Source organism: Calditrichota bacterium (genome assembly GCA_014359355.1).
Taxonomy (GTDB): Bacteria; Zhuqueibacterota; Zhuqueibacteria; order JANLFK01; family Oleimicrobiaceae; genus Oleimicrobium.
This window is the reverse complement of sequence record JACIZP010000232.1, coordinates 1-13,596: the sequence shown is the minus strand read 5'-3', so window position 1 is coordinate 13,596 and position 13,596 is coordinate 1. Positions and strand designations below refer to the sequence as shown.

The window sequence follows — 13,596 nt, the reverse complement described above, 5'->3', positions numbered from 1 at the left end:
GTAGCTGAAACACTCGCAAGTTAACTAATCCCTGGCAAAATGTCAAGTGTTTTTTTTGCACGCGGGTTGGAGGGTGACCGCACGGCCCAGTAGCCTTGCATGAAATGCTGGACAAAGCTCATTCGCGATGAAACATGCCATGCCATGCACCTGGGTAGCCCCCCTTTTTGGGGAACTTAGGCCTGATCACTCCCCCTGGGCGGCAGTGTTCCCTCCTGAAATGGACACACCCAGGAAGGGCCTTCGGCTAAGTCACACCGCCAGGTGGTGGCTTCCGGCGCGCGAGAGCCCGCCTCTCACCCCGCTACCTCGGAGACCGGCCTGCAACCTCTTCCTCGTGCGCCCCAAGGAACTCCGAGCCATTGTCCAGTGGCGTCGCCTCCCAAATCCACCCCGGAGGCCTGAGAATGAGTCAACAAGCAGGATACATACCCCCCTTTCACGCCCCCCTGCAGTACCCGCAGGCGCCCCACTCTCCACCCATGCCATGAGCTCGTTGCGCGGCAGACCGGGGGTTCTCATGTGCAGCCAACAGTTTCGTAAGGCGGCAAGGTCTGTGACATCCATCGCCGTGTCCTCAAGAGGAGGCATCAGCTCTTTGCCAAGTCCCCGTCCTTCCACCGCTTGTTCTTTCTCTGCCTCAGCAATCCGCCACAGCAGTTGAGGGGCGCAAGCGCCTTGGTCAAGGCCGGAGTGTCATAGCGCAGCTTCAGCCTCACTGGGCCAAAACAATCGCCTGCTCCTCAGCCTCCTTCGGGGTCATGTGGGGGAGCGTGCTGCGGCCACCGTGGGCCGTCGCAGACCATGCTGCTCATACCTCCTCACGCACCTGCTTGCTCTCAGCCTGGCGGAGGGGAGATCCTGTGCTGCTCCGCTCAGGCGCTCGTCCCTGGTTCCCCTCGCCATCGCACCTGTGAAGCATTTTCAGCAGATCCGGGAACAACTTTCCGCAATGCTCCGCAAGTGGTCGACGATCTCGTTCCTCAGCACTTCAACTCTCTTGCTGCCCCGTCTCCTTGCCCGCTCGCCGTGACATTTTCCTTGGTTCCTTGCAAAAAGTCCTTGACAATCTCGTCGTTTGGTGGTAAACTTATGTCGGTGAAGGAAACCTCCTGCAATGCCATGCGGTGCCGAAGGACACGGACAATGAGAACTGCTGCCACTCTTTGGGTCAGCGAGACCCATCTTTCCTCTTGCGGGCGCCGCCGCCGTGCCGGGGTCGCACCCCGGCCCTAACCCTTCCCCCACATTCGCACATTTCCAGTAAAACGGTTAGCCCACGGGCCGATGAGCCCGGAAGGTGAAGTGTATTTTCTTGTATCTCTTGGAGGACTACGCCCATGGAGAAGGTCATTCTGGCCTACAGCGGGGGGTTGGACACTTCGGTGATCCTGAAGTGGCTGTTGGAAAAGGGGTTCGAGGTGGTCTGTTTTGTGGGCAATGTGGGACAGAACGATAACTTTGCCGAGATCACCGAGAAGGCCTACCGCACCGGAGCCAGCAAGGTTTACGTGGAGGACTTGCGGGAAGAGTTCGTCGTCGACTTTATCTTTCCAGCGATGCGGGGCAACGCCATCTACGAGGGGCGCTACCTGCTGGGCACTGCGCTCGCCAGGCCGCTCTTGGCTAAGAAGCAGGTGGAGATCGCCGAGTTGGAGCATGCTGCCTACGTGGCACACGGCGCCACTGGCAAGGGGAACGACCAGGTGCGCTTCGAATTCTCCTACTACGCGCTCAACCCCCAGATCAAGATCATCTCTCCGTGGAAGGATCCGGAGTTCCTGCAGACCTTCAAGGGGCGCACGGACCTGCTCCGCTATGCTGAGAAGCATGGCATCCCGGTAAGAGCGTCGGCGAAAAAGCCTTACAGCGAAGACGAGAATCTCATGCACATCAGCCACGAGGCTGGCATTCTCGAGGACCCGGCGCTGCGACCGTCGGAGGACATCTTCACGCGCACTCGCCCTCTTCAGAACACGCCCGACAAAGAGAGCGTGATCGAGATCCATTTCAAGGACGGGTTCCCGGTAAAGGTGGTCAATCTCGACGACGGCACGACGAAGGAGACGCCGCTCGAGCTCTTCCTCTACCTCAACGAGCTGGGCGAACTGCATGGCATCGGCCGCGTGGACATGGTGGAGAACCGCTTTATCGGCATAAAGTCGCGCGGCGTATACGAGTCGCCTGGGGCCACTATCCTGTGGGCAGCGCACCGCGACTTGGAAGGGATCGCCATGGACAAGGAGGTGATGCACCTGCGGGATATGTTGGTGCCCAAGTTCTCGGAGCTCATCTACAACGGATTCTGGTTTTCGCCGGAGATGGACTTTCTGCTGAGCGCCATCGAAAAGAGCCAGGAGGCCATCGATGGCAAAGTGCGGCTGGCGCTTTGCAAAGGGAACGTCTACTGCATCGGCAGGGAATCGCCTATCTCGCTCTATGACCGCGACCTGTCGAGCATGGACGTGGAGGGTGGCTTCGATGCCACCGACTCGCACGGCTTCATCGAGATCAATGCCATTCGGCTGAAGGCGCACAGCATTGTGCTGCGCAAGCGATTCCCTTATGATTGGCGCGCACAATTGACGCGGAGGCGACAATGAAACTCTGGAGCGATGGGGGGCGCCTGGATCCAAAGGTGGAGCGCTACACGGTGGGCGATGACTACATCGTCGATCGCGAGCTGGTGGAGTACGACTGCCAGGCCTCGGTGGCGCACGCCAGGATGCTGCGCAGAATGGGGGTGCTGAGCGCAGAGGAAGAGGAGGCGCTCGTTGCCGCTCTCGATGAAATCCGCGCGTTGGCGCGGCAAGGACGTTTCGAGGTTCGTCCCGAGCAGGAAGATTGCCACACCGCCATCGAGCAGTTTTTGGTCGCAAAGGTCGGCGAGGCGGGCAAGAAGATTCATACGGCCCGCTCTCGAAACGACCAGGTCCTGGTAGCATTGCGCCTCCTGTACAAAGAGCGCTTGCGCGAGATCGAAGAGCAGGCCGGGCGTCTCCTGATGGTCTTCAAGGCATTTGCGGAACGCTGGGGACAAGTGCCCATGCCCGGCTACACGCACACGCGCAAGGCCATGCCCTCCACGGTTGGCCTGTGGATCGGCGCCTTTGCCGAATCGATGTTCGACAATCTGGACGCGGTGCGTTGGGTGATCCGGCTGGTGGACCAGTCGCCTCTGGGCACGGGCGCGGGCTACGGGTTGCCGGTTGAGGTGGACCGTGAGTTCACCGCCAAGGAGCTGGGGTTCGCGCGTGTGCAGCAGAACGCTCTCTACGTGCAGAACAGTCGCGGAAAGTTCGAGGCAGCCATCTTGCATGTGCTGGGCATGCTGCTTAGCGACCTCAACCGTCTGGCAACAGACGTCATTCTCTTTTCGCTGCCAGAGCTGGGCTACTTTCGCCTGCCGGCTGAGGTGTGCACGGGCAGCTCGCTGATGCCGCACAAGCAGAACCCCGACGTGTTCGAGGTGCTGCGCGCCCAGTACCATGTGGTGCTCGCCGACGAATTCGCAGTGGCGAGCCTGAGCAGCAATTTGATTTCTGGCTACCACCGCGATCTGCAGCTCATCAAGAGCAAGGTGCTGAGCGGATTGCGTATCACCCGGGAGTCGCTGGAGGTGGCGGCGCATGTCGTGAGCAAGATCGAGGTTGATGAGGAGCGGTGCCGCAAGGCAATGAGCGACGAGCTCTACAGCGTGCAGCGGGTGTTGGCGGAAACGCTGCGAGGGAAGCCCTTCCGCGATGCTTACCGCAATGAGGCGCGTCGCTGGCAGGAGCCTGGCGGAGGCGAACCCAAATAGGCAGGGCAAGGTCCGAGCCGGTAGGGAGGGTCTGGCGGCCCAGTCGGAAGAGGCTGTTTGCCCGGAAAGGTCTTATGCCGCTGCCCGCGCGGGCAAGGCAGCTTCTTGTGTTAGCCGAGGAGGCCGCCGGACACGGCAGGACGCTGGCAGAGTCCGCTACGTCCGCCGTTTCCCTCATGCCAAGGGCAGTTCGCAGGCCGGCGCTCGGCGTCTGCCCAGGGTGGTACTTTGAGAGCGGAATTGTGGCATAGGCCGCTTTTTCCACTTGACTTTTAGCGCGTTTTGTTTTAAGTTGGCGGTGCGTTTGTGCTCTGCGCCCGGCTGGTGCCGCGGGCGCGAGGCTTTTCGGTGGAGCAAAAGAGTGGGCCGGTGAAACCGAAGGAGGATCCAGCGCATGGCCGAACCCAAGCAAATGCAGAGCGGAAAGAGAGAGTACAAGCCTTTTGTCCCACCGACCGTGGATCTGAAGGAGTTCACCCTCAGAGCCCTCGTTCCAGGGTTGGTAATGGCGGTGGTGCTCGGCGCGGCCAACGCTTATCTCGGGCTCAAGGCGGGCATGACCATTGCGGCGACTTACCCGGCTGCCGTACTCAGCATGGCAATCCTGCGGCTTTTCAAGGACAGCAACATCCTCGAGGAGAATCTTTCGCGAACCGTGGGTTCCATCGGCGAGTCGGTGGCGGCTGGGGCAATCTTCACCCTTCCGGCTTTCCTTATCGCCGGGGTGTGGACGCCGGAGTTCTTTGGCAGCTTCTCCGGGTATCTCCGCTCCAGCATCATCATGCTGGTGGGCGGCGCTGCGGGCATCTTGTTCGTGACCTTGCTCCGCCGCATGATGGTGGATGACCCGGAGTTGCCATTCCCCGAGTCGGTGGCGGCAGGAGAGATTCACAAGGCGGGCCGCGGCGGTGCTTCGGGCGCGCAGTACCTGTTCTACGCCATGGGCATTGGTGGACTGGTGGAGGCGCTAAAGACCGTCAACATCTTTGCCAGTAAGTGGGAGCACTTTGTGCAGGTGGCCCGCAAGATCATCCCTGGCACGGCGGGGAAGGGCTTTGCCGGGGTGGAAACCGGCGGCGGCTTCTTGCTGAAGACCCCGGCGCTCAGCCCTGCTTTTTTGGGCGTGGGCTACATCATCGGTCCGCGCCTGGCTGCACTCAACTTTGCTGGCGGCGCCCTGTCTTGGGGACTGTTTGTCCCCTTGCTGATGCTCTTGCTCGCGCCGCAATATGCGCCGCTGGTGGAGCAAGGAGCCATGGACTGGGTGGGAGTGGCGAAGAATCTCTTTGCCAACGCGGTAAGACCCATCGCCATTGGCGGCATGTTGATGAGCGCGGCCTTTACGCTGTTCCGCATGCGCAAGAGCCTTGCCGGCGGGATCAAGCGGTCGGTGGAGGACGTGCGTAAGGCGGCCTCGGCGCAGCAGACTACGCTGCGCACCGATCGTGACATCAACATCAAGGTGGTGTTCGCTGGCCTGGCAGCAGTGGGCGTGCTGACCTTTTTCGTCTACTGGTGGTTCATGGGTCTGGCTCCTGAGGCACTGGCCCCGGCCTTGGTGGCGGCGCTGGTCATGATGGTCGCCGGCTTCTTCTTCGCCGCCGTGTCCGGATACCTGGTAGGGCTGATAGGCTCGTCCAACAATCCCATCTCCGGACTGACCCTGTCAACGCTGGTGATCGCAGCAGTCCTCATGGTCATCCTCGGCGCCACGGGCACCCCAGGCGTCATCGCGGTGCTGGCGGTAGCAGGGGTCATTTGCGTCTCTGCAGCGGTGGCGGGCGAGATGCTGCAGGACCTCAAGGTGGGGCACATCCTGGGTGGTACACCGTGGCGCATGCAGGTGGGTGACTTTATCGGCGTGCTGCTCTCGGCGGCGGTGATGTGGATCCCGCTGTTCATCCTGAACGCCGGCGACCTGAAGATGGCGGAGATCAAGGGCTACCATGGCGGTTTCGGCGGGGACGTGCTTGCTGCGCCGCAAGCCACCTTGATGGCCAAGTTAGCGCAGGGCATCGTCGGCGGCGAGATGGTGTGGCCGCTGATCATCGTGGGTATCCTGCTGGCCATCGGCTTCATCCTCGTGCAGGTGCGGAGCCCCATGCTGGTCTGCGTGGGCATGTACCTGTCGTTTGAGACCGTGGCGGCTATCTTTGTCGGTGGCATCATCCGTTGGGTCATCGACTTGGTTGTGGCGCGGCGCAAGTACAACGAGAACCAGAAGACACGCATCGAAAACCGCGGCATTCTGCTCGCCTCTGGCCTGATTGCCGGTGAGGCGCTGGTGGGTCTGTTGGTGGCCGCCCTGGTCTTCTTTGGCGTCACCATCCCCAATCTGTGGCAGAACTCTTCGTTCCTGGTGAGCGTGCTGGTGATTGTCGCGTTAGGCTACCTGCTGGTGAAGGTGCCATTGGGGAACGCCGGCAGCCCTGACGAGCCAGCCGCCCCAGCGGTGATGTAGGTTGGAGCGCAGGAGCAAAGTTTTGTCCATTGCGGAGCTGTTGCACCCAGAGCGGGCTGCAGAGCTCATCCCCGTGCGGCTGGTGGAGTGGCAGGAGGAGGGGGATAGAGTGCTTCTGCTTAGGCCACGCTTCACCAGCGGCTTGCTGCGGAAGTACCTCCTTCCCATGCTCCGGCGCCCGCATTTTCGTGTCCACCTCGATGCCTATGGGAGCGCGGCCTGGAGGCTGTGCGATGGCTCCCGCACTCTGGCAGAGGTGGGCACGGCCTTGCGCGAACAGTTTGGGCAGCAAATTGAGCCTGTGCAAGAGCGACTGGCCCTGTTCGTGGGCCAGCTCTGCAAGCATCGTCTCTTGGAATTGCAACCTGTGGCCACGGAAGGCTGCTGAGATCAGCAAGGACCCTCTCGGCGCGCGGAATGCCGAGAGGGTTCCTTTTGCCTAAACGCCTATGGTGAAGCTGAACAACGATAACGGGTAGAGCGGAAGGGCGGTGGCAGGCCGAGGAACAAACAGCCTGGAGGGGGCATGACCAAATTGCAGCGTGCCGCTCGCCTGGTGTTGACGCAGTGCCTGAACACCAAGCACACCGAGTCAGTGGTAGTCGTGGCGGATGCGCCTATGATGGAGTTGGCGCACCTGCTCCTGTCCACCGCTCGTCGCATCAGCGCAGACTCTGTGTTGGTCGAATTGCCACGGCCGTGCCGCAACGGTGCCGAGCCCCCAGCACCGGTGACCCGCATCATGGCTCTGGCAGACGTGGTGGTGCTGGTGACCTCCGGCCAACTGCGGCACAGTGAGGCGCGCCGCGTGGCCTGTCGCCGTGGGGCGCGCATCCTGGACATGTCCGGAGTCACGGCCGATGCCCTGCGGCGCGCGCTGGATGTGGACTACCAGGATCTGGCGCGCCGCACCCGAAAGCTGGCCGACGTCCTCACCATTGGGCACAGGGCTCACCTGACTACCCCGGCGGGCACCGACGCCTGGTTCTCCATAGAGGGCCAGAAGGGCATCGCCGACACGGGGTTGGCACACCAACGTGGAGCGTTTTCCACTCTGCCCGCCGGGATGGCCTGCATCGGCCCGCAAGGCGGCAAGGCGGAAGGCAGAATTGTGGTCGAGCACGGGTTTGGGGGCAAGGCGCGGCCTGACCACCCGATTGTGCTCGACGTCAAGGAAGGGCGCGTAGCCATGATCCGCGGAGGTCAGGCGTGCGCCAAGCTCCGGGAGGAGCTGCGCGCCTTTGGCCCAGAGGCGCGCACCCTGGCCGAGCTGGGCATCGGCACCAACGCTGCCGCGCGGATCACCGGGTGCATGGCTGAGGACCGCAAGGTGCTGGGCACTGCGCACGTGGCACTGGGCAACAACTGCTCCTTTGGCGGCACAGTGAACGTGCCCTTCCACCTGGACGGCATTCTCTTTGCGCCCACAATCGAGATCGATGGCAAGGTGGTCGTCCAAGACGGACAGGTGATGGTGTAGGCAATCGGCAAAGGAAGGCGAACAGCGTCATGAAGGTATTCATCTCGGCGGATTTGGAAGGGGTGAACGGGGTCGTGCTCTTGGAGCAAGTGTTTCCGTCTAATCCGGCCTACGCCCAGGCTCGGGAGTGGATGGTTCAAGAAGTGAACGCAGCGGTGGAGGGAGCTGTGCAGGGGGGGGCTCGCGAAGTCCTGGTCAACGATGCCCACCATAACATGACCAACCTGCTCATCGACCGCCTTCACCCCAAAGCGACCCTGCTCACGGGTACGCGCAAATCGTTATCCATGATGGAGGGGATCGAAAGCTCGGTGGATGCTGCCTTCTTCATCGGCTACCACGCGAAATCGGGTACCGAAGGGGCCGTGCTGGATCATACCTTCGCTGCCTCGCTCATCCACGACGTGCGCATCAACGGCATCTCCGTGGGGGAATTCGGCCTGAGCGCTGGGGTGGCAGGGCACTTTGGCGTGCCGGCAGCTCTGGTCACAGGTGACCAGGCGCTGGTGCAGGAAGCAAAGGCGCTTGTGCCGGCAATCGAAGCGGTGGTGGTCAAGGAAGGAGTGTCGCGCAACGCAGCGCGCTGTTACCCATTTGCCAGAACCCTCGAAGACATCCGCTTGATGGCCAAACGCGCCATCCAGCACCTCAGCGACAAGCAACCGCTGAAGTTCGAGGAGCCCATTCGCCTGGCAATTGACTTTCAGAAGACCGAGCAGGCGGACTTGGCAGCCGGCATGCCGGGTATGCAACGCGAAGGAGGGCGCACGGTCACTTTTGAGGCCGACGATTTTCTCACCGCGTATCGTGCCTTCGTAGCGGTCTTTCGTCTTGCCAACCAGTAGGGCCTGCCGTCGACATTCGGCAGCGCCTGTCCCGCGTCGAATGCTTCTCGGGGCTTTGCGCCTTCCCAGACGTCCCCAATGGGGCACGGACGGCCGGGCATGAGCCGCGGATCAGGCGAGTGCTATGCCAGTTCTGGGCTAAGGGGGTTGTTCGCGGACACCTGTGACTGGACTCCAACAGCAGCCGGATGCAGAACAACGGTTGGCCGCGCTTCTTTTTCGAAGCGTGGCTCGCCAGGGATGGCCACCGCCAGAAGAAGCTCAGCCTGCCGGTAGAGGCGACAGCCGTTGGTGGGCGCACGGCCTGTTTGTGCAGGCGGGCGGAGGATTGCTGTCGATGGAGCTCGGCCGCGCCCGGAGTTCACGTCAGCGCCACAAAACGCAAGTAGTAGTAGACAATTGGCGCGAGGATGATGAAACTGTCAAAGCGATCCAGCATGCCCCCGTGGCCTGGGATGAGATGCGAGGAGTCTTTCACACCGGCATCGCGCTTGAACTGAGACTCCACCAGGTCGCTCAGCTGGCCCACGGTGCCGCACAGCGCCCCGATAACCAACGAGTCCACGAGGGATATCCCTTCCACAAACAGCACGTGGCACGCCCAAGCACAAGGGATCGCCGCGACGAGGCCCGCAGCGGCGCCCTCCCAGGTCTTTTTCGGACTGATGCGCGGGAAGAGCTTATGCTTGCCCACTGCGGTGCCGAGGCCATAGGCAGCAGTGTCGCACACCCAGACGGTGAGGAGCATGAGCACAATCCATCGGCCACCTTGGTGGTAAGGCAGTCTCGCAACAGTCGGCAGCTCGCGAATGAGAATGAGGTGGCCAAGAAGGAGCGCGACGAACAGGACCCCACACACCGTCACCCCCAGGTTGAGCGTGCTGGACCCGCGATTGCGGAAGAGCTCGATGCACGCCGTGAGCAGGACAAAGGACCCCAGCACCAACCACAGAAGCTCCGTTCCTCCTCGGAACAGCACCACCGGCAAAAGCACGCTGGCGATGACACCGAGCACAGCTTGGGGTGAGGTACCCTTGCGCCGCGCCAAGGCGTAGAACTCGGTGGTGGCACACCCAACGATGATCATTATCAGACCCACAAAGGCCCAACCACCCTTCAGCGTGGTGAAAAGGATGAGAGGAATGAAGATCCCGGCCACCAGGAGCCTGGTTCCCAAGGTCTCAAAGCGCACGTTCTTCCTCCTCGGTCAGGTACTCACCTGCAAGGTCCCTATCAAGTCGGCCACGCGCGAAATGCCTTCTTGATCGCAATATTTCTCCAGATCCCGGACAATGCGCGCCGCACAGTCCGGGACAACGAAATTCGCGGTGCCCACTTGCACGGCGCTGGCGCCGACGATCATGAACTCCAACACGTCCTCGTAGCTTTGGATGCCGCCAATGCCGATGATGGGGATGTCGACCGCTTTCTTGATCTCCCACACTTTTGCCAGCGCCACCGGCTTGATGGCAGGCCCTGAGAGGCCACCGACAATGCTCCCCAGTTTCGGCCTCCGGGTACGATAGTCGACTGCCATACCCAAGAGGGTGTTGATCGCAGAGACGGCGTCGGCTCCGGCTTCGGCCACGGCGCGCGCAATCTCAGCAATGTTGGTCACATTCGGGGTCAGCTTGGCAATGAGTGGCCTCGTGGTCACCTTGCGCAGCGTGCTGGTGACGGCGTGAGCCACGTGTGGGTTGGCGCTGAACGCCATGCCCCCCTCTTTGACGTTGGGGCAGGAATAGTTGAGCTCGTAGGCATCGATGCGCAGTTCGGATTCCTCCAGGCGGCGCAGCACTGCCTGGAACTCTTCTGCGCTGCGGCCGGCAACGTTGACAATGATGGCAGTGGAGAACTGCTGCAGGAAAGGGAGCTTGTCCCGGATGAAAGCCTCCACGCCCACATTGGCAAGGCCAATGGAGTTGAGCATGCCGGCGGTCGTCTCGGCGATGCGCGGCGGCGGATTGCCGGCACGCGGCTCCAAGGTGATGGTCTTGGTGACCACTCCTCCCAAGATGCTGAGGTCGAAATACGGGGCAAATTCCTCGCCGTAGCCGAACGTCCCGGAAGCGACAAGGACCGGGTTCTTCAGCGCCAAGGGACCGACGGCAACCTGCAGGTCAGCGCTCAAGGTCGACCTCCCCGAAGTTGAACACGGGGCCGTCTTTGCACACGAGCTTGTAGCCTGGCTGAGGTGAAGAGCTGCGCGCGGCGACCGCACACCCCATGCATGCCCCAAAACCACACGCCATGAGCGTCTCCAGGCATATTTGACCATCGACGGCCCGCGCAGCGCAGATGCGCTCTACCTCTCTGAGCATCGGCACTGGGCCACAAGCGTAGACCATGGTCTGTTGAGGAGGCTGTTCGGCTAAGGTCGTAGCCAGCAGTTCGGTCACCATGCCTTGCATGCCTTCTGTGCCGTCTTCGGTGGCCAGACGCAGGTCAGAGTCAAGTCGGCGCAGATCATCGAGGGCACACAACGCCTCAGCAGTCCGTGCACCAAAGAGCAGCAGGGGCCGGCACCCGGCACGCGCTAGTTCTTCCGCCCAAAAGTGGAGGGGTGCAATGCCTAACCCGCCGGCCACGAGCACAGGCAGGGCTCCTCGCGGGGGAGCCAAGAACGCCGTTCCAAGCGGGCCAAGCACGTCAAGCGTAGTTCCGGGCCGGCTCGCGGCAAGGATGCGTGTGCCTACACCGCGCACTTCGAAGAGGAGTCGTAACGAACCTGCGTCGCGGTTTGCAGAGTACACACTCAGCGGCCGCCGCCACAGGGGAACGGCCCCCTCCTGAATGCGGATGTTCACAAATTGCCCAGGCGCCGCAGCGAGGGCCAGGTCAGGGGCGTGGAGGGTGAGCCGGAAGACCGTTTGGCTCACTTGCTCATTGCATGTGACAAGACAGGCGTGCAGTGCTGGCATCTCTTGCTCACGGTCCTTTGCGTTGCACTTCCGGAGGCGGGGCCACAGTAGTATCGGGCGGCGCCTGCTGCAGAGTGGCATCGGGCTTCGGTTCCCTCTCTTCCTGTTGCTGCTCATCGGGTGGTGGCGCCTGCGGTTGTGTTCCCGAGGAATCAGGGCGGGCCGAAGCCTCGGCCAAGCGTTGCAACTTTTCCGCCTCGCGGGTGTGTGCGTCTATCTTGCGCTTGGCGGCCTTGCCTTGGGGTGAGTCCGGATAGGCCTCTTGCACGCGCTTGTAGGCCTCAAGCGCGCGCTCATTGTCGTGAAGCCGCTGCTCCAATACCCAGGCGATTGCGTACAGGGCGCGCGGGGCGTACTCGCTTTCGGGATACCGGGAGCTGAGGGAGGCAAAGGCGGCCAGCGCTCTCTCCGGCGCATCGGCTTCCCACAGCAGGCTGTCGGCTTGCCAGAACAGCGCCGCGGCAACGGTTTCCTGGTCAGGCGGCCGAGGCAGACCCAGCAGACGACGCGCGCCCTCCGCTTGGGGAAGCTCTGGGAAGCGACGCACAATTTCCTGCAGGAGCGAGTCGGACCGGGCGGTGTCGCGCTGAGCCACGCGCACAATGTACGCCACGGGGTAGAGGGCCTGGGCGGCGGAGCTGCTGTCCGGGTTGGCGTAGTAGGCAGCCCAGTAGTGCGCTAAAGCCGAGTCGATGTTGCTGAGCTGGAAGTAGAACAACTCCGCCAGTTGCAGGTGCGCCGTCACCAGATCCATGTCCGGATAGGGCGTGATGGCTTTCTTGGTCGGCTGCTGCGGGTTCGGCTGTCGGGTGGCCCCCCGGATGAAAACGCCCAAAGCAGTGTCCGGCTCGGCCTCAGGGGTGAGGGCCATGAGGTCACGCATCTCCGGAGGCACTGTGTCGGCCCGCGCCGGGGTCAAACTCTGTTGGAGGGAGTCGGCGACGAAGGTCTTGCCGGTCAGCTCGGCGATCGTAGCCTGCAGGCGCAAAAGCCGCTCCAGGTCGGCCACGCGACTCGCGGCGGTTGGCACCAACTCGCACCGCGGCGCCTCCGCTTTGACCTGGTCATAGTGCTCGCGCGCTTTCACGTACTCTTGGAAGCGCGTTTCATACAGCTGCCCCAAGGCAAAATGGGCGCGGGCTGAGGCTTCGGTGCGAGGGTGGTCCTTGATGAGGGCCTCATAGCGCTGCATGGCCTCATCTATTTCTCCCTCCAGTACCAAACAGGCGGCCATTTCCAACTTTGCGTCCGGCCAGTACTGCTTGGCAAGCTGGTCGTTCGTCATCCGCAGAAACACGCTTTCTGCACCACGGATGTCGCCCGCTTCGCGCAGCGCCCGACCCATGTTGAGAGTGGCCTGGTAGCGGCGCGTGTCGATGAGGGAATACTTGGCGGCCGCCTGAAAGGCTCTGGCCGCCGGCAGATACTCCTTGAGCTTGAGGTAACATTCCCCCAGCCGCGCATATGCGGTGCTGCGCACCTCGCGGTCAGAAATGCGCTTTGCAGCCTCGCTGAATCGATTCACAGCTGAGCGATAGTCTTCTCTTGCGAAATCGATCTCAGCCGTCAAGTACTGCGCCTCATCGCGGAGCAGCGCACGCTTGCTCGTGGCGATCACCTGCCGACAATCGGCAGCGGCCTGCTCAAGTTGGTTCTGGCCGATGCGCGCGCGAGCTCGCCACACCAGCGCCTCGTCCGCCAGTTCGCCGCCTGGGAAAAGGGCCAACAGTTCGTCAAACTTGCGCTCAGCCTTGGCGTATTGTCCTTGGTAGTAAAAGCACTTGCCCAACATGAGCAGGGCATCATCGACGTACTTGCTGGTGTTGTAAAGCTCCAGGACCTTTGACGCCTTCTCGATGGCCTTGTTGTAGGAAGCGGTCTCCTGGGAGGTCGGCGTGTCGCCTTTGCGGTTCTTGCGCTCCCTCTCTGCTGTTTTGAAGGCCTGCTCAGCATTGTAAAACGTGTTGTAGTACGCGCAACTGCTGAGGGCCACGAGGGCAAGCGTCAACATGGCGAAAAGGCATGCGGAGAGTCGACATCGCGGCCGACCGCTGCCCTTGGGATGGTGAGCTTCGCCGTACTGCGTA

General features: G+C 62.1%; 10 protein-coding genes. 6 read left to right on the top strand and 4 right to left on the bottom strand.

The features are described 5' to 3' along the window. The first annotated feature begins 1,340 nt into the window (after nucleotides 1–1,340). From H5U38_10485 to H5U38_10460, 6 genes are all read left to right on the top strand, one after another. Nucleotides 1,341–2,603: an argininosuccinate synthase gene (locus tag H5U38_10485; GenBank protein MBC7187450.1), complete on the top strand. Its 1,263-nt coding sequence runs from the start codon at nucleotides 1,341–1,343 to the stop codon at nucleotides 2,601–2,603. Then, nucleotides 2,600–3,802 (top strand): argininosuccinate lyase, encoded by a 1,203-nt coding sequence (gene argH, locus H5U38_10480; GenBank protein MBC7187449.1) that lies wholly within the window; start codon nucleotides 2,600–2,602, stop codon nucleotides 3,800–3,802. The genes H5U38_10485 and argH overlap by 4 nt, the downstream gene beginning before the upstream one ends. A gap of 412 nt (nucleotides 3,803–4,214) precedes the next feature. After that, complete coding sequence (locus H5U38_10475; GenBank protein MBC7187448.1) at nucleotides 4,215–6,263, top strand: oligopeptide transporter, OPT family; 2,049 nt, start codon at nucleotides 4,215–4,217, stop codon at nucleotides 6,261–6,263. Nucleotides 6,264–6,285: 22 nt separating this feature from the next. Then, a complete protein-coding gene (locus H5U38_10470; protein ID MBC7187447.1) occupies nucleotides 6,286–6,651 on the top strand; it encodes a PqqD family protein in 366 nt (121 codons plus the stop codon). Nucleotides 6,652–6,789: 138 nt separating this feature from the next. After that, entirely contained in the window at nucleotides 6,790–7,743 is a 954-nt protein-coding gene (locus tag H5U38_10465; GenBank protein ID MBC7187446.1) for an aminopeptidase, read from the top strand. Nucleotides 7,744–7,772: 29 nt separating this feature from the next. Next, nucleotides 7,773–8,588: a M55 family metallopeptidase gene (locus tag H5U38_10460; GenBank protein MBC7187445.1), complete on the top strand. Its 816-nt coding sequence runs from the start codon at nucleotides 7,773–7,775 to the stop codon at nucleotides 8,586–8,588. 361 nt (nucleotides 8,589–8,949) lie between these two features. Here the strand turns inward: H5U38_10460 and H5U38_10455 are convergent, their stop codons facing one another. The 4 genes from H5U38_10455 to H5U38_10440 all read right to left on the bottom strand — a co-directional run. Beyond that, complete coding sequence (locus tag H5U38_10455) at nucleotides 8,950–9,780, bottom strand: phosphatidate cytidylyltransferase (GenBank protein MBC7187444.1); 831 nt, start codon at nucleotides 9,778–9,780, stop codon at nucleotides 8,950–8,952. Between the two features lie 15 nt (nucleotides 9,781–9,795). Continuing rightward, nucleotides 9,796–10,719, bottom strand: coding sequence for a dihydroorotate dehydrogenase (locus H5U38_10450; GenBank protein ID MBC7187443.1), 924 nt, complete (start codon nucleotides 10,717–10,719; stop codon nucleotides 9,796–9,798). Then, on the bottom strand, nucleotides 10,709–11,509 hold the full coding sequence (locus tag H5U38_10445; GenBank protein MBC7187442.1) for a dihydroorotate dehydrogenase electron transfer subunit: 801 nt from the start codon (nucleotides 11,507–11,509) through the stop codon (nucleotides 10,709–10,711). Before H5U38_10445 ends, H5U38_10450 begins: the two co-directional genes overlap by 11 nt. Nucleotides 11,510–11,516: 7 nt before the next feature. After that, nucleotides 11,517–13,596 (bottom strand): tetratricopeptide repeat protein (locus H5U38_10440; protein ID MBC7187441.1); only part of this gene is annotated, 2,080 nt, incomplete at its 5' end.